Annotated in this window: 19 protein-coding genes; 16 read left to right on the top strand and 3 right to left on the bottom strand. The window is 41.2% G+C overall.

All coding sequences use genetic code 11. The annotated features are described in order from the left end of the window. Nucleotides 1-16 precede the first annotated feature (16 nt). Complete coding sequence (locus Dia5BBH33_RS07950) at nucleotides 17-931, bottom strand: ISL3 family transposase (RefSeq protein WP_143332714.1); 915 nt, start codon at nucleotides 929-931, stop codon at nucleotides 17-19. A 9-nt stretch (nucleotides 932-940) separates the two neighbouring features. Further along, nucleotides 941-1,207 carry a transposase family protein gene (locus Dia5BBH33_RS07945; protein WP_143332713.1) on the bottom strand — a complete coding sequence of 89 codons (267 nt, stop codon included), beginning with the start codon at nucleotides 1,205-1,207 and terminating at the stop codon, nucleotides 941-943. A gap of 646 nt (nucleotides 1,208-1,853) precedes the next feature. On the opposite strand from Dia5BBH33_RS07945, the gene Dia5BBH33_RS07940 reads away from it, so the two are divergent. The 14 genes from Dia5BBH33_RS07940 to Dia5BBH33_RS07875 all read left to right on the top strand — a co-directional run bounded on the left by Dia5BBH33_RS07940 (nucleotide 1,854) and on the right by Dia5BBH33_RS07875 (nucleotide 17,401). Beyond that, nucleotides 1,854-3,041 (top strand): MGDG synthase family glycosyltransferase, encoded by a 1,188-nt coding sequence (locus tag Dia5BBH33_RS07940; protein ID WP_232518031.1) that lies wholly within the window; start codon nucleotides 1,854-1,856, stop codon nucleotides 3,039-3,041. 119 nt (nucleotides 3,042-3,160) lie between these two features. Further along, nucleotides 3,161-4,513, top strand: a complete 1,353-nt coding sequence (gene wbaP / locus Dia5BBH33_RS07935) for an undecaprenyl-phosphate galactose phosphotransferase WbaP (RefSeq protein ID WP_232518030.1) — start codon at nucleotides 3,161-3,163, stop codon at nucleotides 4,511-4,513. 23 nt (nucleotides 4,514-4,536) lie between these two features. Beyond that, nucleotides 4,537-5,415 (top strand): UTP--glucose-1-phosphate uridylyltransferase GalU, encoded by an 879-nt coding sequence (gene galU, locus Dia5BBH33_RS07930; protein WP_143332711.1) that lies wholly within the window; start codon nucleotides 4,537-4,539, stop codon nucleotides 5,413-5,415. A 58-nt stretch (nucleotides 5,416-5,473) separates the two neighbouring features. After that, nucleotides 5,474-6,490: a UDP-glucose 4-epimerase GalE gene (galE, locus tag Dia5BBH33_RS07925; RefSeq protein ID WP_143332710.1), complete on the top strand. Its 1,017-nt coding sequence runs from the start codon at nucleotides 5,474-5,476 to the stop codon at nucleotides 6,488-6,490. Between the two features lie 38 nt (nucleotides 6,491-6,528). Then, a complete protein-coding gene (gene glf / locus Dia5BBH33_RS07920; protein WP_143332709.1) occupies nucleotides 6,529-7,650 on the top strand; it encodes a UDP-galactopyranose mutase in 1,122 nt (373 codons plus the stop codon). A 21-nt stretch (nucleotides 7,651-7,671) separates the two neighbouring features. Next, nucleotides 7,672-8,037 (top strand): four helix bundle protein, encoded by a 366-nt coding sequence (locus tag Dia5BBH33_RS07915; RefSeq protein WP_143332708.1) that lies wholly within the window; start codon nucleotides 7,672-7,674, stop codon nucleotides 8,035-8,037. A gap of 227 nt (nucleotides 8,038-8,264) precedes the next feature. Continuing rightward, entirely contained in the window at nucleotides 8,265-9,032 is a 768-nt protein-coding gene (locus tag Dia5BBH33_RS07910) for a DUF4422 domain-containing protein (RefSeq protein WP_143332707.1), read from the top strand. A gap of 185 nt (nucleotides 9,033-9,217) precedes the next feature. Beyond that, on the top strand, nucleotides 9,218-10,285 hold the full coding sequence (locus Dia5BBH33_RS07905) for a glycosyltransferase family 2 protein (protein ID WP_143332706.1): 1,068 nt from the start codon (nucleotides 9,218-9,220) through the stop codon (nucleotides 10,283-10,285). A gap of 25 nt (nucleotides 10,286-10,310) precedes the next feature. Beyond that, complete coding sequence (locus tag Dia5BBH33_RS07900; protein WP_143332705.1) at nucleotides 10,311-11,450, top strand: glycosyltransferase family 1 protein; 1,140 nt, start codon at nucleotides 10,311-10,313, stop codon at nucleotides 11,448-11,450. After that, a complete protein-coding gene (locus tag Dia5BBH33_RS07895; protein WP_162501779.1) occupies nucleotides 11,434-12,936 on the top strand; it encodes an O-antigen ligase family protein in 1,503 nt (500 codons plus the stop codon). The genes Dia5BBH33_RS07900 and Dia5BBH33_RS07895 overlap by 17 nt, the downstream gene beginning before the upstream one ends. Next, nucleotides 12,921-13,895, top strand: coding sequence for a glycosyltransferase family 2 protein (locus tag Dia5BBH33_RS07890; RefSeq protein WP_143332703.1), 975 nt, complete (start codon nucleotides 12,921-12,923; stop codon nucleotides 13,893-13,895). The genes Dia5BBH33_RS07895 and Dia5BBH33_RS07890 overlap by 16 nt, the downstream gene beginning before the upstream one ends. Nucleotides 13,896-13,900: 5 nt before the next feature. Then, nucleotides 13,901-15,151, top strand: a complete 1,251-nt coding sequence (locus Dia5BBH33_RS07885; protein ID WP_143332702.1) for a flippase — start codon at nucleotides 13,901-13,903, stop codon at nucleotides 15,149-15,151. A 136-nt stretch (nucleotides 15,152-15,287) separates the two neighbouring features. After that, nucleotides 15,288-16,160, top strand: a complete 873-nt coding sequence (galU, locus tag Dia5BBH33_RS07880; protein WP_143332701.1) for a UTP--glucose-1-phosphate uridylyltransferase GalU — start codon at nucleotides 15,288-15,290, stop codon at nucleotides 16,158-16,160. 347 nt (nucleotides 16,161-16,507) lie between these two features. Further along, entirely contained in the window at nucleotides 16,508-17,401 is an 894-nt protein-coding gene (locus Dia5BBH33_RS07875) for a glycosyltransferase family 2 protein (protein ID WP_143332700.1), read from the top strand. Nucleotides 17,402-17,425: 24 nt separating this feature from the next. Here the strand turns inward: Dia5BBH33_RS07875 and Dia5BBH33_RS07870 are convergent, their stop codons facing one another. After that, nucleotides 17,426-19,057: an IS1634 family transposase gene (locus tag Dia5BBH33_RS07870; protein WP_143332699.1), complete on the bottom strand. Its 1,632-nt coding sequence runs from the start codon at nucleotides 19,055-19,057 to the stop codon at nucleotides 17,426-17,428. 626 nt (nucleotides 19,058-19,683) lie between these two features. Here Dia5BBH33_RS07870 and Dia5BBH33_RS07865 point away from each other — a divergent pair. Both Dia5BBH33_RS07865 and Dia5BBH33_RS07860 read left to right on the top strand, forming a co-directional pair. Next, nucleotides 19,684-20,040, top strand: a complete 357-nt coding sequence (locus Dia5BBH33_RS07865; protein ID WP_143332698.1) for a type II toxin-antitoxin system MqsR family toxin — start codon at nucleotides 19,684-19,686, stop codon at nucleotides 20,038-20,040. Nucleotides 20,041-20,052: 12 nt separating this feature from the next. After that, complete coding sequence (locus Dia5BBH33_RS07860) at nucleotides 20,053-20,754, top strand: type II TA system antitoxin MqsA family protein (protein WP_143332697.1); 702 nt, start codon at nucleotides 20,053-20,055, stop codon at nucleotides 20,752-20,754.

The following is a 20,754-nucleotide window of genomic DNA, read 5'->3' as shown; positions in this document are numbered from 1 at the left end:
ATTGATAAATGGCTCTTCACGGAAATTTGAGGGATGAATAATTTTTAGGTAAAGAATGGAATCGGATAAGGGTAAAGAAATAATCCATGTTTCGGTACCCATATCCGATTCTTTTTAGTACCTTGATCTTATTATTGAATCCTTCAAGCTTCCCCGTATTGATAGGATACAGGGCATGAGCAGCCAGTCCCTTGATTCGCTTCTGCTTTTGCCGGGCAAACTTTACCAGGGCAGGAATCCCGCTCTCCAGTCCAGCCTGAATCCATTTTGTCCATCCGGCGAGAGCTTCTTCATAGTCAGTCAATGTGAACAGACGAGTCATCTCCTGCTTCATGGCATAACAAATCGCCAAATCCCTATGCTCGCTCAGGATATCCAACAGATGAGTTTTCTGCCTTTCATTCAGGTGGTCGTCCTTCTTTAACAGTATCCATCGGGATTTCTTCAATTCGGTATAAAGCTTCCTTTCTTCATGGCTCTTTTCCCTGGCCATCTTCTGGAGCTCTGGATTATTAGTTTCTTTCGTATATTCCTTTAATGCTTCTGCTTCCTGCCTATGCTTTTGTGCTTCCTCCAGGCGCACGGCTCCCATAACATCACGCCCAAACTGTGCCTGCATATGGTACCGGTCATAAACGATGGGGACCTTCGGACAATATTTCTGGAACAGCCTGTTAAAGGATGCGTTCATATCCATGGCCACCGCTTTTAGCCTGGAAAGAAGCGAAAGGTCAATGCTCTTAAAGAAGTGCTCAAAATCTGCCATGGAGCGGCCCAGGCCGGCCCACAAGATGAATCCCGTTTCCAAATCCATAACGCAGGTGGCATAGCGATGGCCCTTATGGATAGCGAACTCATCTACGGCCAAATACCGTGGGCAATAGTTACTTTTCTTCAGGCAGGTTTCAAAGGCAGCCAACGCCTTATCCATGATATGCTTTTATATTTTCTGTATGGTACTCCAATGTACAGAGAGCATGGCCGAAATGGCAGAAATGGATGTATGACACTTAAGCAGATGGATAATCCACAAGGCCATATCCCAAGTAACGCGTGTGAAAGGGCATTGGCAGGGGATATCTTCCGTTATGGTCTCCCCGCAGGATGTGCAGCGGAATCTGTGCCCCGAGAACTCTATATACTTCTTTTGCTTAGGAAGATCTGGAAAATCCTTGATGAGTACAGAAAAAGCCCCATAACTATACATACGGGAGTGACAGTGCGGACAGGAAAAATCTCTGGCAGTCCGTAGACTGGTAACTCGGGTATGGCAATGAGGATTTGGATGGTTAGTGATATTTTCTGTACGATAATATTGACAATTAAAAGTGATTTCATTATGGTAATAAAAGAGCATTATTCGACCTCCGCGCGTAGTTTTAGGCAACTTACATTTTGGAGTAGATAATGCTCTTTTTCAATGCCAATTTTATATGTTATTATTTTTATCCCACAAAAAAGCGTGAAGAACCAAATAAATGCTAAGATCAATCTTATTCAGGAACTGAACAAAATGAAATGTTTTGGGAGATGATGAGGGGAATTTATAAAAAGCTATTCGCAGAATTTTTCCCTCGAAATCTTCCAATGGAAGATTTTGCTGTCCCGAGCCGAAGGCTTGCAGAGAAATGACAATGGTTTGCCATTTCTAACTTCAAATCCTTGATTTTTACAAAAGGAAGCCCGGTCTGCTAAAAAGCTTGATAAATGGCAGCACGACAATTTTTAGAGTATAAATTCTTGCCGACCTGCAAATTTTTTAAGAATTTGCACCGACCTTGAACTCCGCTCATCTTCTCCTGCACAGAGTCTTACTTTTATGCTAAAATATATAAATGTATATGAGGAGAAAAATGCAGAAGAAACGTGAATTTTTCATCATGACGGCTTCTATTGGAGAGGGGCATTCTCAGGCGGCTCGGGCTATTGCGGAGACCATCAAACAGGTTCATCCCGATGATGCGGTTCGCGTGCTGGATTTTCTGTCCAGGGATGTTCTTTCCATTGATCACGTCTTAAAAGAATCTTACCTGAAAATGATTCGTATATTCCCTGAAATGTACGATAGTCTATATAGCAATTCACAGAACAGGCATTTAGGAGCAACGTTTCAGAGTCTTCTTTCCTGGAGTTTCCGAAAGCGGATGAAGAGGCTGATTACCGTCTTGAAACCGGATGCCCTGTTGTTTACCCATCCATTTCCGGCCTGTGCAGCCAATCTGCTGAAGAAGGAAGGGGACATTAATACCCCTCTTCTCGGAGTCATTACCGACTTTGATATTCATCAGCTCTGGGTGTACAAACATCTGGATGTGTACTGCGTCCCTTCCGAGGATGTGGCGCGTAAACTGGAAGCCCATAATGTGCCGAGAAATATTATTCACACCACGGGAATCCCAGTTCGCAAATCCTTCTATGAAGAACTGAAAAATCCAAGTCCTAAAGAAAAAAGGACCGTACTCATCATGGGTGGGGGCCTGGGACTCGGAAATATTACAGATACTCTTCTACGTCTGGACAAGGTTGATTCCGTGAGCCAGTTTATTATTGCTACGGGACAGAATATCAATCTATATGAAGAAGTGGCATCTATCCGGTCAAGCCTCCGGCATCCGGTGGATCTGCACAGCTATACCAATAAAGTGGCAGAAATGATGAGTAAGAGTGAACTCATCGTCACCAAACCTGGTGCGCTCACCTGTACAGAAGCGCTGACCATGAATCTGCCTATGGTTTTGGTCAACGCCCTTCCCGGACAGGAACGGGCAAACGCCCAGCATCTGGAAGAACAGGGATGTGCCGTCTGGATTAGGAAAAATGAACTGGCGGACACAGTCGACGGTCTGCTGAAAAATGAAGATAAACTCAAGCAAATGGCACTTGCCTGTGGCAATGATAAAAAGGACAGCGCACTCGAAATCGTCCAGATACTCGACCATATGCTGGAAAGCAATACGAACCGAAATAGGTATCTCCAATTTAAAGAAAGGGGATACCTATTTGACTATAACGAGAATGTCGAAATTTGTATATCTAGTTAACAATGGAGGAAAGCATGCAGCAGTGGATTAACCATGCAGGAAGAAAACAGAAAAAGAAGCCTCGCAGTGCTTCTCTGATTCGTCTTATAAGCAAAGCCATATATCTTTGCGGAGATTATGTGGGAATTTTATTGGCTGAATGGATAGCCTTCCATACCAGAAATTTGCTGATGGGCAATATATTTCAGGTAAACTCCATATACATCTATATAGTGACACCTGCCGTATTCCTTCTGGCGCTGGCATTTGCCGGAATATATTCCAAACATTATACCAGTGCACAGATGTTGGAAAAACTGTTTAAAGCCTGCCTGGGGGCTATTGCATTTTCCATCATCCTCATGTTCCTTACCCAGGTGTCTGGACAGGTATCCCGTCTGTATGTAGGGCTTTTTGCGGTCATCGTCTACCTGTTCCTGGTAGTTGAAAAATATATTACCGCCTTATGTATCCGTAAGATGCCAGGACTTCAGATTCCTGTTCTGGTAGTAGGTGCCGGAAAGACGGCAGATGCGGCGATTGATGAAGGGAAGAGTAACGTATTCATCAACTATCGGGTAGGAGGATTCCTTGAGGACTTTGAACCATCTTCCCGCTATGCCGATGTATATCCGATTCTTGGAGGTTTTAATGATCTGGAAAAGGTAATTGCTGAAACCGGGATTCAGGATATAATCATCACAGCACCGGGACTTCCACAGGACCAGATGAATCATCTCCTCTATCGGGCACAGACACTGGTTCCCTATGTAAGCGTAGTTCCAAATCTGGTAGGCGTACCGATGTCAAATGTGGAAGTGGAATCTTTCTTTGACACCCGGATTATGCTCTTAAATATTAAAAATAATTTGGCGTTTCGGCTGAATCAGATTATTAAGCGGATATTTGATGTTGTTCTGACGCTTAGTGGAGGTTTATTCCTGCTCCCATTATTTCTTGGAATTTGTGTATGGATAAAAACGGATTCGCAAGGACCGGCAATCTATAAACAGCGTCGGGTGGGCAAGGATGGAAAAGAATTCGACTGCTACAAATTCCGCTCTATGGTCGTAGATTCGAAAGAACGACTGGAAAAACTTCTGGCCACAGATCCAAAGGCAAAAGAAGAATGGGAACGGGATTTTAAACTGAAAAATGATCCACGTATTACGAAAAGTGGTGCTTTTCTTCGAAAGACCAGTCTTGATGAACTTCCGCAGCTTCTCAATGTACTGAAGGGGGAAATGTCCCTGGTAGGTCCCCGTCCGATTGTACAGAAAGAAGTGCCTAGGTATGAACAGTATATTAAAGAATACTACATGGTACTCCCTGGAATCACAGGCCTCTGGCAGGTGAGTGGTCGAAGTGATACCACATATCCTGAGCGCGTGGCCATGGATATGTGGTACGTTCATAACTGGAGTGTATGGCTTGATATCATTCTCATCTGGCGCACATTGTTCGCAGTAATTCACAGCCGTGGTGCTTATTAATCAGATATAAGGATGGATAAAAATTGAAAATTCGTAAAGCAGTCATTCCAGCGGCAGGATTTGGAACTCGTTTTTTGCCAGAAACAAAAGCCATGCCAAAGGAAATGCTTCCTATTGTAGATAAACCGACAATTCAATATATAGTGGAAGAAATATTAGACAGTGGAATTGAAGATATACTGATAATCAGCGGACATGCAAAACGTGCCATTGAAGATCACTTTGATTCATCACCGGAACTTGAACAGCATTTATTTGAGCACAACAAGATGGAATTACTGGACGAAGTGCGTAAAGTAGCGAATATTAAAGTACATTATATTCGGCAGCAGCACATGAGAGGATTGGGAGATGCTATACTCTGTGCTAAAGATTTTACTGATGGGGAACCTTTTGGAGTTATTCTGGGGGATGACCTGGTGTATAACGGAGATGATACACCGGCCCTGGGACAGCTGCTTGAACAATATGAAAAAACCGGAGGCACTATTGTGGGTTGTCAGCTGGTTGAAAGAGAACAGGTTTCCTCCTACGGAATCATAAAAGGGAATCTTACGGAAAACTCTGACCTTGTTCTTGTAGAAGATATGGTGGAAAAGCCTAAAATAGAAGAGGCACCGAGCCGGCTGGCAGCTCTGGGAAGATATGTCATTACCCCGGATGTATTTGAGATACTGGAACATACAAAGCCAGGAAAAGGGGGAGAAATCCAGCTTACTGATGCATTGAGGATTATGGCGCACAACAGCAATGTATATGCTTACAATTTCAAGGGCAAGCGTTATGATACAGGTAATAAGCTGGGGTTCCTTAAAGCTACCGTAGAATATGCACTTCGCAGGGATGATCTGGGCCCGGCATTTAAAAATTATCTGTCTGATGTGGTAAGAAATCTGTCTTGATATTATTCCAATATGGGTAATAAGATAGTGTGATTTTGAGTAAAGGAGTATGAACATAATGAATGTATTACTTGCCGGTGGTGCGGGATATATTGGTTCACATACCGCAGTGGAATTGCTCAATGCTGGTCACCAGGTGGTAATTGTGGATGATTACAGTAACAGCAGTCCGGAAGCTGTCCGCAGAATAGAAAAGATTACAGGAAAGTCAGTAGTCTCCTATGAAGCGGATGTCAAGGATAAGGAAAAGATGCGTCATATCTTTTCAAAAAATCACATTGACTGTGTCATTCATTTTGCAGGTCTTAAGGCGGTAGGGGAATCGGTCCGTCTTCCGCTGAAGTATTATCGCAATAATATAGATACCACACTGACACTTCTGGAGTGTATGGAAGAAGCAGGAGTTAATCAGTTTGTATTCTCGTCCTCAGCCACGGTGTACGGGGAAGAAAATACACCACCTTATGTGGAAACCATGCATCGAGGTAGCTGTTCTAACCCGTACGGGTGGACTAAGGTTATGATGGAGCAAATCTTGGAAGATGCCGCTAAAGCGAATCCAAAATTATCCGTCATTTTGCTCCGTTATTTCAATCCAATTGGGGCCCATGAAAGTGGTCTGATTGGGGAAGATCCACAGGGGATTCCCAACAATCTGATGCCTTATATTGCTCAGGTGGCGGTGGGAAGAAGAGACCATCTCACGGTGTTTGGAGGAGACTATCCCACACCAGATGGAACCTGCCTTCGCGACTATATTCATGTGATGGACCTGGCAAATGGCCATGTAAAGGCAGTAGAATATGCAGCTAGCCACAAGGGCGTTGAAGTGTTTAACCTGGGAACAGGCACTCCTTACAGCGTTCTCGATATCATTCATGCATTTGAAAAGGCTACCGGGGTTAAAGTGAAGTACGAAATCGGTCTACGAAGAGCGGGAGATCTTCCGAAATTCTGGGCAGATTCAACCAAGGCACAGAATGTACTTGGCTGGCATGCGGAAAGAACTCTGGAAGACATGTGCCGGGATACATGGAACTGGCAGTCTAAGAATCCAGAAGGATATAAAAAATAATAGTAGGAATAATGTTGTACATAGAAAGGATATAATCCGTGAAATACGATTATCTGATTGTTGGAGCAGGACTTTTTGGAGCTGTATTTGCCCATGAAGCAGTAAAAGCTGGGAAAACCGTTCTTGTGGTAGACAAACGGCCTCATATTGCCGGTAATGTATATACAGAAGATGTGGAAGGAATCCATGTGCATAAATATGGTGCCCATATTTTTCATACCAACAATAGAACAGTATGGAATTATGTAAATCAGTTCGCAGAATTCAATCGATTCACTAACTCGCCGGTAGCTAATTATCATGGCGAATTATATTCTCTTCCTTTCAATATGTACACCTTCAATAAAATGTGGGGCGTAGTCACTCCGGACGAAGCAGCGGCTAAGATTGAAGGGCAGAGAAAAGCTGCTGGAATCACAAATCCAAAGAATCTGGAAGAACAGGCTATTTCCCTGGTTGGGACAGATATCTACGAAAAACTGATAAAAGGCTATACGGAGAAGCAGTGGGGGCGTCCCTGTACCGAACTTCCGGCGTTTATTATCAAGCGTCTCCCAGTTCGTCTGACGTTTGATAACAACTATTTTAACGCTCTGTATCAGGGGATTCCTGTGGGCGGATATACCAATATGGTTGCCAATATGCTTAAGGGAATCGCAGTAAAGCTTAATTGTGATTATCTGGAAAACAAGGAAGAACTGGATAAGCTGGCTGATAAGGTGGTTTACACCGGGCCGATAGATGCCTACTTCAATTATAATCTGGGCCCGTTGGAATACAGAAGTGTTCGCTTTGAAACCGAAGTGCTGGATAAGCCAAACTTCCAGGGCAATGCCGCAGTTAACTATACAGACAGAGAAACACCATGGACCCGTATTATCGAACATAAATGGTTTGAATTTGGCAAGGACGCTAATGGCAATGATCTGCCCAAAACAGTTATCAGCCGGGAATACTCCTCTGAATGGAAAGTGGGAGACGAACCATATTATCCAGTCAATGATGAAAAGAATAGCAAACTTTATAAGGAATATAAAGCATTGGCAGATAAGGAATATAAAGTTATCTTTGGTGGGCGCCTGGGTGAATATAGGTATTACGATATGGATGCGGTCATTGATAGCGCGCTGAAGCTGGCAGGAAAGAGATTTGAGATTTGAGATTTGAGGATGGTGGAGAAAATGACTGATTACAAGGATTTGATTGTCTGGCAGAAGTCGATGGAATTGGCACGTATTATTTATCGTCTGACAAGTCGTTTTCCTCGTGATGAAGTATTTGGCCTGACAAATCAAATAAGGAGGGCAGTTGTTTCCATTCCATCAAATATAGCCGAAGGATTTGGCAGAGGTTCTGATCGTGAGTTTATCCACTTTTTACGGATTGCTAAAGGGTCTGCTGCTGAAGTAGAAACACAGATTCTTATTTCTGAAGATTTGCATTATGTGAGTCCTGACGATGCTCAGACGGCCTTATCACTTTGTGACGAAATCCTCAGAATGCTAGGAACTATGATTGTGAAGATAGGGAAGAGAATAGGGAAATGAGAGAATTGAGGAAAGAGGTTTGAGAATTGAGAGGGGAAGAATTGAGGAAAGAGATTTGAGGAGGGAAAATCGAGATAAGAGAAGGAAAGAGAATTGAGGAATGGGAGGGAAATAGAAGTGAAGGTAGCGCTCACCACTCATCTCAAATCTCAATTCTCAACTCTCCAATCTAGTCCCTCACCCCTCAAACCTCAAATCTCAAATCTCAATAAGGAAGGAAAGAACTCATGGATATAAAAATACTAGTAGCGGCGCATAAGAAGTACTGGATGCCTGCGGATGATGTGTATATGCCTCTTCAGGTAGGGGCGGAGGGGAAGGCGCCTCTGGGGTATACACCGGATAATACAGGGGACAATATTTCTTCTAAGAATTCCAATTACTGTGAACTGACGGGATTGTACTGGGCCTGGAAAAATGTGGACTGTCAGTATATAGGGCTCTGTCATTATCGCCGGTATTTTGGCAGGAAGGTGCACACGAAGGATATAGAAAAGAAAAAAGGGGTTATTTTTCATAGAGAAGACTATGAAAAGCTGCTTCAGAAGTATGATGTCATCCTTCCGGTGAAGAGAAATTACTATATTGAGACCGTGCGCAGCCAGTATGAACATGCCCATTATAAGAAGGATCTGGATGAAGTAGAGCGGATTATTTCTGAGAAATATCCGGGTTATTCCGATGCTTTTACCAGGGTTATGAACCGGAGAAAGCTGCATATACTGAATATGTTTGTCATGAAGAAGTCTCTCTTTGATGAGTACTGCACCTGGCTTTTTGATATTCTTTTTGAACTGGAGAAGAGGACGGATTTGTCCGGCTATGATAGTTATGAGGCTCGGCTTTTCGGTTTCATGTCGGAACGGCTTTTTAATGTGTGGCTGGAAAGACAGAATCTGAAAAAGTGCGAGGTGCCGGTAGTATTTCTGGAAAATATTGACTGGCCTAAGAAAATTGCTGAGTTTTTGAAACGGAAGTTTTTAGGAAAAAAGTAGTAAAGGGCGCAGAGTGAAATTTGATAAAATATTGGAATTTCAACTTAAGCAAAGAGGATAGATGACGGAAAATTAGAATTTTATAATACACTGAGAGATATACAGACGGCTTTAATAATGAATCGAAAAGGATAGTTTGCTTAAGAGAGATTATGACTATCATCATTTAAACGAGGTATGAGAAAGTGAAAAAGAGAGAAGTGCAAAGTGAAAAATCTTTTTTCAGCATTATTATGCCTATTTATAATGCTGAAAAATTCCTTCAAAAAGCTGTGCATAGTATATTAGCCCAGACGTTTAGCAATTTCGAATTGTTGCTGATCGATGATTGTTCAACGGATTCCAGCAAGATGATTTGTAATCAAATTGCAGAGACAGACTCTAGAGTTAAATTGCTGGGGACTTCAGTAAATTCTGGAGCAGCAGCAGCTCGAAATTTAGGAATCAAAGCTGCAAAGGGGCGCTATCTTGGGTTTGTAGATTCTGATGACACCATTGATCCGGATTTATTTCAGTCAGCCTATGATATTTTAAAAAAAGACGATTATGACTGTCTGAAATTTGGTCTTCAAGAAGAATACTATGATCAAACAAATAAATTAAAGTATTCCAGAAAATGTAGTTTGAATCAAAAAGTATATAAAGCAGGGAATGAACTATATAATCAAATTATAAATATGGAAGCGATACCATTATTTGGTTATTTATGGAACGGCTTCTATAAACGAGAAATTGCTTTAGAAAACGGAATTTTTATGAATGAAAAATTAAAAGTTAATGAAGACTTTGATTTTAATATTAGATATTTTCGCTTTGTAAAGCAACTTTACTGCAGTTCTAGCACAGGGTATCATTATGCTAAAAGAATGAATGGCAGCTTAACTAACCAGCATCAGGCATACGCTTATGAAGTCCAAATGATGAAAATTCATGGACTATTGGATTTTACTCCCCAAAAATTGGCACCAATGAATGCAGAACGGCAAAAAATATTCTGGATGTATGTTCGTTTTGTCTATGCATTGTTATCTGATACTAAGAGCGATAAAATGAATAAAGTAATCGAGCGTATTCGGAAAGATTCTCTTTATGATGAATTTCTTTCTACAGACTTTATGGATTTGTCGACTAAACAGAAGATATTGGTCCATTTCTTGAAAAATAAGCATAAAAAGCAATTGAAAATACTGATTTTATTAATCCAAAAAATACGTGAAGATTTTCCAATCTTATTTGCTAAGATGAAACATTGAGGGAATTGATAAAGGAAAGAAAAGTATGACATCATATCCTATACGAGTTTTACAAATTGGAATGACGAAGAATATTGGTGGACTTGAGACTTATTTGATGCAGCAACTTGATCATTTAGATAAATCTAAAGTGATTTATGACTTCGTAAACATTACCAGTGAACATGAAATTGTTTTTAAAGATAAAATTTTAAAAGCTGGGGGAAGGATTTATGGAGTCCGTTCGAGGCATTCCAACCCTATACGTCATTATTGGCAATGGATTAAGCTGTTGCATAGGATAGCCGGTGACTATAAGGCAATTGTCTTGAACTCTAATAGCATTACTTATGTGTTCCCCATTTTCATCGCAAGATTTTTTGGTATTCCAATGCGCATCATGCATTCACATAACTCAGGGTTTGAACAGAAAATTGGAATTGGCAAGAAAATAATAATGGCTATGAATCGAATTCTGCTGAAATGGGGGGCTACTGATTATTTTGCCTGTTCAAAATTGGCTGGCCAGTGGATGTTTGGCTACAATGCCCATTTTACAGTGATTCCTAATGCGATTGACTGCAGTAAATTGAAATTCAATGAAAATATGCGAAATAAAGTAAGATCTGCCTTAAATCTTCAAGGTCATTTCATTGTTGGACATGTTGGCCGATTTACTTTTCAAAAGAATCATGAGTTCTTAATTGATGTTTTTAGTGAAATTCATCGCACTCAAGAGAATGCGGTTTTAATGCTTGTTGGGGATGCAGTTGGAGATTTATCATATTTGGAACAAGCCAAAGAAAAAGTAGTAAGATTGGGATTAACCAATTCGGTTGTATTTATGGGAATGCGTAACGATGTTCCACAACTGATGCAGGCAATGGATTGTTTTATATTGCCTTCTCATTTTGAGGGATTACCTGTTGTTGGAATTGAAGTACAGGCTGCAGGTCTTCCATGTTTTTTTTCGACTAATATAACTAGGGAAGTGGGGATTACAGATTTGGCACACTTTATTTCCTTAAAGAAGAAAACAGAAGAATGGGCTGAGATGATTTTAAGCGAAAGCAAAGTAAAAAGAAAAAATATGGAAGAAGAAATTATAAAAGCTGGATATGATATTAGGTGCGAAATCGGCAAGTTGGAGAAGTTTTATGAGGGGGAAAATGAACAGATTACTTAATTTGATAGAGGTTCTCTTTGGATTGATGATTTTAACTCTGCCGATTACCTTATTGCCAAAACGGTATCAGTTTCCTGTACTTGGTGGAAAGTTGCCTCATATATTACTCTTTATTGGGCTTTTATCTTTTGTTGCATATAGCTTAAAAAAGCATAGTTTGAGTATCCACGGAAAAAGGTATTTTGGGGGATTCTTTATATGGTCGTTGTTCTGCCTTATTTTGGGGGTTTGGAACTTTCCATTTTATGATACAGTTATAGATGATTTTTTAAGAAATAGCAAGATGGTAGTACTTATATCAGAAATACTTCCCTCATTCCAATACAATTCATCACTTTTGCATGGAAAAATGTTTCTTTCTTATTTTTGGTATATGTTGAGAGATTTTTTCTTTCCGTTTTGTGGTCTGTTTTTTATTATTGCAGGTGTGTTTCAGGCCGGTAAAGCCGATCAATTGAATAAGTATTTGTATCGTGCAGTCTATGGACTTAGTATACTTTTGGCCTTGTATTCCATTCCAGAAGTAATCTGGTTATGGTCAGGAGATGAAACGTGCGCCTGGATATTATCATCCATTAATGTGCATCTATATGATCCTGGGCGCTATAATGGCTGGTGGCCGCCATTGTTATGGTCAGGGCAGTTGCGTAGTTTTTGTTTGGAACCTTCTTATTTCGGTATTATAAGTGTATTTTTAGTACCGCTTTTAGCTATTGACACGCATAGACAATTCCGGCCATGGAAGGTTTTGTTACTTTTTATTATGGTATTTATGATTTTCATGACCAAAGCACGAACGGCTATAGTAATATATTTAGGAGAGGGAATTGTTTTTTTCTTGTTAACTTTATTCTTCCGATATTCGGGCTGGAAAAAAGTTTTAGCAATTTGGCTTATTGTCTCTGTAGGTGCTTTTTCTGCTTGTCTTGCAGGGGCTTCTGTGAAATCTTCAGAGAGTGATGTAGGAAGGTTAACAGAAAAGTACTTGAACGAAAATATAGTTTCTGTTGTTGGCAAAGATAAGCGCTCAAATTCTGCCCGTTTTGGTAATACAGTAGCTCTTGCAAAGATAGGACTGGACAATCCTGTGATTGGGGTAGGAATGGGATTACATTCTCCTTATATGGAAGAAAGAATACCAGATTTTGCCAAAGATAATCAGGAAATTCAAAATTGGATTAAAGATATGCATGAGAAGACTTTTTTGGAGTCTGGTCTCCCTATACTTAATGAGTATGCTGCAATTGGGGCTTGGGAAGGTATTCCTGGTCTGTTTCTATTTTTACTTCCTCCGCTTACTGTTATTAAGAAGGGGCTTTGGATTAATAGAAAGCAACACGATTTCGAGACTATAGGATTATTGGTAGCTCTTGCAGGGCAATTGGCCTGTATGCTAAGTTCAGAAATGTTTTTAACTTATCCGTTGATTTTGTGGTACACATATTGGGTTCTAGATAAAAAGGAGAAAGGATGGACAATAAGTTAATATCAGTTATTGTTGCCTGCTATAATGTGGAACGTTATTTGGATAGATGCGTTGAATCGATTCTTGGACAGACCTATTCAGATTTAGAAATTATTTTAGTTGATGATGGCTCTACAGATAAGACAGGGCAACTATGTGATTGTTGGGCAGGGAGAGATGCTCGTGTGCAAGTATTGCATAAAGCAAATGGGGGTTTATCTGATGCTCGAAATGCAGGGATTAAAAAGGCACACGGGAAATGGCTGGGATTTGTTGATGGAGACGACTTTATCCGTTCTACGATGTATGAGAGACTATATGAACAGCGTACAGAGTGGGGAATAACTGTTTGTGGATTTGAAACAGAGAAAGCGGGAGAAAGGAATTTATGTCCTGCCATTGATGCAGAGATGAAGCCGGAAGATTCTGTAAATTTATATATAGGAAATGAGTTGCAGTGCCATTATAGTGGCGTTTTCACCTATTTTGGTTCCTATTCATGGAATAAGTTATATGATCATTGCCTTTTTGATTGTGTAACATATCCAAAAGGTAAAAAGTATGAAGATATGTATATTATTTTTGATTTATTGCATGCAGCACGTAAAGTTCATTTTATTTCTTCTTGCGAATATATTTATGTTCAGAATCCAGACAGTATAACACATGCAGGCGAAATTATTCATGAATCCCTCTTTGCAAGAATAAAACAAAAAGAACAACTTAAAAGGTATTGGGGAAAGATAGATTCTCGTATGGATGAATTGGTTGCCTGTGAATATTTCCTTATATTATTTCGATACTCTTTCCTTTCAACAGCAGAGCAGTTAAAAAACAAGGAAACCGCTAAATGGGCTTGGAGAAATATTCATCAGATTGGGTATTCACGATTCCCGCTTAAAATGAAGTTAAAATCATTACTTTTTATGTACTTTCCCCGTATGGTTCGGGGATTACGACATATCTATCACTTGAGGTAATCGATATGATGAAACAAAGAAGGCAGCTGATTGAAAATATTTTTTCAATGGTTACCTTAAGAGGAATGGAATACGTTTTAGCCTTTCTCCTTGTCCCTTATTTGCTACGCACATTAGGGCCTGAAAACTACGGTGCCATTGCTTTTATGCAGGGAATTATCTCCTACTTTAATTTAGCGATTAACTATGGGTTTAATCTTACGGCTCCCAAGGATATTGCTCTTGCGGAAAGAGAAGAATTGCCAAGGATTTTTTCTGAATATTTTTGGGGAACTTTTTTTCTGTTTTTATTGTGCAGTGTCGTTTTTGGAATTGGATATTTTATTCTAAATATTTTATTTGGGATAAGCCTCGATATTCCACTGTTTTTTGCCTGCTATATGACTGCGGTAGGCGGGGTTGTATTTCCTGTCTGGTTCTTTCAGGGCATACAAGAGATGCGTTATATCACTATTTTGAATCTTTTGGGCCGACTCATTACAATGGCACTATTATTTTATCTAATTCAATCTCCGAAAGATTATATTAAGGCTGCTTTTTTGCAATCTTGTACTACTGTTTTTGCAGGTCTATTTTCATGGTATATTATTTATAAAAATTGGCCTAGAATCTTACGAACTCCTATGATAAAGGATGTGTGGACAGTATATAAAAAGGGGTGGCGGATATTTCTGTCAAGCGTTGCAGTAAATTTATATACATCGTCTGATGTGGTTATTCTCGGTGCTCTGACAAATCCGGTTATTGTAGGGTACTATAGCGGTTCAGAAAAATTAATTAACTGTATACGAAGAGGAGTTGGAGCGGTAAGTGATGCTATTTATCCATATATTACGCAGAAACTTAAGGATTCTCCTTCAATGGCATATCAATTCTTACGAAAGCAACTGTTGTTCTATGCTATGGGAGGCATTTTTCTGGGCTTGATTGTTATACACTTCTCGCCTGCTATTGTTCCTTGGTTATTGGGGGATCAATATATTCCATCCATAGAGCCGTTGCAAATTATGGCATTTGTGCCATTTATGGTAGCAGTTAGTACTGTATTCGGTTACGAAACCATGCTTCCACTAGGGTTACAGCAGATTTATAGCAGGGTCCTTATTGCTGCCTCTTTAGTAAATTTGGCATTAATTGTTCCCGCTATACTTTGGAAAGGCGCTTTGGGTGTAGCAGGATGTGTAATGATAACAGAAACTTTCATTACTGTAGTCATGGGAGTATTTTTGTGCAAAAAGAGGATTTTATTAAATTAGGAATATGGTTAAAGATGTGGTGGTCGTAGATACCTTTTGGCCGTAGGTTTCTGGTAGCTAATCTCCATCTTAATTTGAATTGATTAGTAAAAATATCTGTTTTAGTGTTTTAATTATAGGGTAAGAGGATGATAAGATGCAAAAAATTCGTAAAGCGGTCATTCCAGCTGCCGGTTTTGGTACCAGGTTCCTTCCGGAAACAAAGGCCATGCCTAAGGAGATGCTTCCAATTGTGGATAAGCCTACTATTCAGTACATAGTGGAAGAAATCCTGCATAGTGGAATCCAGGAAATACTCATCATTTCCGGTCATGCCAAGCGGGCTATCGAAGACCATTTCGATTCTTCTCCGGAGCTGGAGCAGCACTTGATGGAATCGGGGAAGCTGAAGGAGCTGGAAGAAATCCGGAAGATTTCCGACATCAAGGTGCACTACGTGCGCCAGCCTTATATGAGAGGCCTTGGTGATGCCATCCTCTGTGCCAGAGAATTTGTAGATGGAGAGCCCTTCGGCGTTATCCTGGGTGATGATATTGTATACACAGGAAATGGAGAGCCGGCACTGAAGCAGCTCATGGACCGTTACTATGAAACGGGAAGTACAGTAGTAGGCTGTCAGGTGGTACCGGAGGAGAAAGTATCTGCCTATGGCATTATTCAGGGAGAAAGAACGGAAAATCCGGATCTGCTGAAGGTGGTGGATATGATTGAAAAGCCGTCGATTAAAGAAGCACCCAGCCGTTTTGCTGCTTTGGGAAGGTATGTGATTACTCCTGAAGTCTTTGATATCCTGGAGCAGACGAAACCCGGCAAGGGCGGAGAAATCCAGCTTACCGATGCCCTCCGTGTCATGGCCCGATGCGGGAATGTGTATGCCTATAATTTTACCGGCAAGCGATATGATACAGGCAATAAGCTGGGGTATCTGAAAGCGGTGGTGGAGTTTGCATTGCGGAGAGAAGATCTGGGAGAGGAATTCGGGGCGTATTTGAAGACGTTGGATATATGATATATAGAATTGAGATTTGAGATTTGAGTTTTGAGACCGCAGATGACTAGGTATTCAGACTCCAGACGATGAGACGGGAAGAGGAGTTTTGAGGAAAAGATTTGAGGATTGATGTGGGCCGGAGAATTGCAGACGGTCGGACTTCATGTTGACTGTGTTGCCTTTGGATTATTTTCCAAATTATAACGGAGCCACGTAATGAGGGTGGGCTCTGATGTTGCCCCTTTAAAATGATGGTGTAGGGAATTATGCTGCTTGTAGTGCCCTGGTCAATTTCTTTTATTATGGCAAAGGTGTTTTATAATGTTTTGTAACATGACAAGGTCGTTGTTAAGGGGATCAGAGCGTTGGAACTTTTATCTATAGTAGTACCTTGCTTTAATGAGGAAGCTACAATACCGATTTTTTATGATACGGTAGAGAAAATCAAGGGGCAGATTGATGCAGAAGTTGAATATTGTTTCGTGGATGACGGGAGTAAGGACAATACCCTCGCTATTTTGCGTGACCTGAATAAAAAATCGGGGGGGGTAGTCCGTTACATTTCTTTCTCTCGTAATTTTGGTAAAGAAGCAGCCCTTTATGCCGGACTTCAGATGGCGAAGGGCAATTATGTAGTAACTATGGATGTGGATTTGCAGGATCCTCCATCTTTGTTGCCTGAAATGTGGCAGATACTTCATAATTCGGATACGGATTATGATTGTGTGGCCACGCGAAGAACAACGAGGAAAGGGGAGCCGCAAATCCGCTCTTTTTTTGCGCGCCTTTTTTATAAGATTATCAATGAGCTGTCGGATACAGAGATTGTGGACGGAGCTAGGGATTATCGAATGATGAGCCGTCAGATGGTGGATGCGGTGATTCAAGATAGTGAGTATAATCGCTTTTCAAAAGGCATTTTCAGCTGGGTAGGGTTTCACACAAAGTGGCTGGCCTATGAGAATGTGGAGCGGAGCGCTGGAGAGACGAAGTGGTCTTTCTGGAAGCTTTTCAAGTATTCCATCGAAGGTATTCTGGCTTATACGACGGTTCCGCTTTATTTGTCTTCCGTCATGGGGATTCTCATGTGTGGGGTGTCGTTCATTGCACTGGTTTTTATTGTTATCCGTGCGCTGCTTTATGGGGATCCGGCGGCTGGGTGGCCTTCGCTGGTCTGCATTATTACGCTGCTGGGCGGTTTGATCCTGCTGGCTCTGGGGATTATGGGGCTTTATATCCTGGATTCCCAAAATACGTAACGAGTCATTTGACCACAGTTAACCTCATCTATTTTCAGGAGCAGCCAACAGCGGTATAACCCCTAAATCTCTATACAGCTGTTCCTGCTTAGCCAGGACTTCTCCCTGTATTGGTTCTTTTCCCGGCTCTATGAAGCATTCGATAGAGTCAAGCTCATCAAGTAGTTCATCCATGGTATACTTGGCGAACAGCCCTGCCTTAAACATCCTCTGCTTGATGTAGGAAAGGTAAATAAGTGCCACAAATTCGACAAAAATCTTACCTTCCAGGGCACTTTCTGAAGAAACTAATGTCCTGCGCATGTTGAGACGGTCTTTGATGTCAAGATAGGCCTTTTCTACCACATCTCTCGTACGGTATATGTTCAAGGCCAGAATTGGGTCTTTGACCTCATTGCTCACAAGAGCGAAGAAACCATAGCGTTCCCTTGCTTTGTCAATCGCTTCCTGGTTGACCGTAATCTGTAAGCCGAGCTTGGGTGTTTCCTTGATGATGAAATACCGTTCGTATTCGCTCTCATAGTCCGCCTTTCTCTGCCCTGATTCCAATTCATGCCGGAGTTTGCTGAGTTTGCGGTTTAACGCCTTTTCATCTTCCAGCCGCTTTTCCGGGTTATAGTAGAGATGAAGATACATACGCCGTTCATCCTTAAGCACATCCCCTTTGTAAGGCCGTTTCTGCTCGTAATCCCAGGTGATGGTCTTGGAGAAAGCGTAGAGGTCGTGATTCTCATCGTATGCCTCGTAGGAATCCTTGCCGGTCCCGATTTCTGCGATGAAATCTTTAACATACCCCAGCATCGTCCTCACGCCTATGATGAATTTATAGTGCTGCCGATACAGGGCGTTAATGTTATCCCTGCTGTAGAAGCCGCGATCCATGACCAGCTTAATCTTCCCATAGCCAAAAACATCCAGTTCCCGTACCAGTTCATTTACGGTCTTCACATCCGGTATATTGCCGGAGAGCTTGCGGTAATAGAATGGCAGTCCCGATTCCTCGCCGAATAGAAGGGCCAGGTTAATCTGCGGAAGCCGGTCATTGTCCTTGTTCTTCCCGTATTTCACCTGCTTCAGAAGCTGGGAGCAGCTGGAAATAGATGTCGTGTCATAAGCCCAGCACTCCTTCTCTGCACGCCGCCTGCCCTGCAGACGGAAGAAACGCATCTTTGCTTCCTCAGAGATGGACTGGAAAATCTCGGAGCTCCGCGGAGATGGGATATTCTCACCGTATGGATGCTTATGGAGCTTTGCCCATCCGGCAAACCGGAATAAAGGGTTCCTGTTCTCAAGGATAAGATAATAGGCAATGGACTGAATCTGGCGGTAAGAATCGGGGAAGCAGGTCTTTAAATCGGCAGCAACACCGGTAGCCTCTCCAATCTGGTCAAAGAGATAAGTTGCGCCATAGAAAAGCCGCTTGGTGTGGATTGACGGCACCGGGCCTCTTTTTCTGGGCGCAGGGGCTTTGTCCTTTGACTGGCCCCGCCTCTTTCCCCAACCTTTAGTGGGGACTACCTTGCCGGTTTCCGGGTCAAGACGGCCAATAAGCTTCCGATGAGAGCGGCTCTGCTGCTTCTCCTTATCCCAGTAAGAAGTTGATTCGTAGACATATGTAATACCACTGCGTTTATCGTGCTGTCGAACTATAGCCATGGGTTTTACCTCGTTATGTAGTCTAAATAAATTATATCACATAACCATTAAAAACTCAAGGCGTAATATGGGATTTTATCAGATTTTATCGTTAATTTGAGGCAATGCTCTCTTGAATCCTTGTTATGTAAATCGGGAATCTAGGATACTCGTGAGGGCTATGAGATACGTAATAGGGGCGGTGAATACGCGATGGGAAGCCACTGAATACACAGGAGGGATCCGGTCGCTTCAGGTGGTTTTCTTTCTTCTTATTTACCTGTAATAATAGCGGTATTTTCTGCTTATTGTACATTGGCAACAGGTTGTAGCTCCAGCGCATATCGTGCTGAAAAGAGTTATTGGATCCCGTCAGCGTATCGCGTGGCTCTCGGTGGTGTTTAGTGGCTTAAATATTACGCCGTTTCAGAGTCTACCAATACGTGCGTGGGAGACAGGCGATAAGCGATTGGAGAGTCAGTGAACTCCAAGGAGAGTAACATCTACATTTGGTGGGTGGTGTCTTTTTGATATTTGCTTAAGTCAAGGAAGATGAGGTCATATGACCTCATCTTCCTTGACTTTTTTTCTTCATCCGATATAATGAAGTATACAGAGTTGTAATTATGAATGAAAGGTGGCTGTCTATGTTCAACCAAGCGTCAAAGGAAGAGATAAACTCTTTTCTTGCAAGATGTCGAAAGCTGGTTTATGATGGACAGCTGCAATTGCTTCCCAGAGTTAATCTTCGCGAATTAACCAGATATGGATTGATGATTGAGGATGTAGAGGACACCATAACAGAATTATCATCTGAAAACTATTTCAGGGGTCCGGAAGATGATTATGATATGGATGAATATGGGTCTGGCGATATTTGGCAATTTAAGAAAGATATTGATAATAGAAGATTTTATATAAAGCTCAAACTTGTTGAGGACGGTTCTGAACCGTTTGTGAAATGTATGTCATTTCATTTAGACGAACCCTGGAGAGGTAAATAAGGAGGAATTATAATGCGTGAGTACTGTGACTATTGCCATAATGAAGAAGATGTGAAAATCGTAAATAAGGATGAAGTTTACCCGGTTTATGGTGATGAGATTCCTGTAAAAGCCCAAGTAATGGTTTGTATGCATTGTGGAAACGAGTTATATTCTCGGACGCTTGACAGCCAGACCTTAAAGAAGGTATATGATATTTATCGAAGAAAGCATAAACTCCTTTTTCCGAATGAAATCAAAGCAATACGTGAACAATATTGTTTGAGTCAACGAGCTTTTTCAAAACTGTTGAATTGGGGGGACAAAACTATTGTACGTTATGAAAATGGATCTTTACAGGATTACGTTCATAATGCTTTACTGTTATTTTTACGAAATCCTGTTCACATGGAGGAGTATTTGCAAATGAATGAAAACTCCTTAAACCCTAAAGACCGCGATTTGTTATTTAAGAGAATCAAAGAACTCTGCAAACAGAATAATACAGATGAAGTTGGAAAATTTACTGATACATTGAAGAATTTTCAGATTGTGTATTCCTCAGATTATGAAATTATGGAAAGAGAGTACCATACTGCATCTGCTAATTCAAATGAGTCACAGACGGTGCTATTTCATATTTCAGGTGAGTATCTGATTTCAGGAGCTTGTGACAGGGGAATGAATAATGAAAGCAGTATTAAAGAAGACAATATCCTTAATATTGCGGCATAG

This window comes from Dialister hominis (assembly GCF_007164725.1).
Taxonomy (GTDB): domain Bacteria; phylum Bacillota; class Negativicutes; order Veillonellales; family Dialisteraceae; genus Dialister; species Dialister hominis.
The sequence above is the reverse complement of the archived record's forward strand: the minus strand, read 5'-3'. Positions and strand labels throughout refer to the sequence as shown.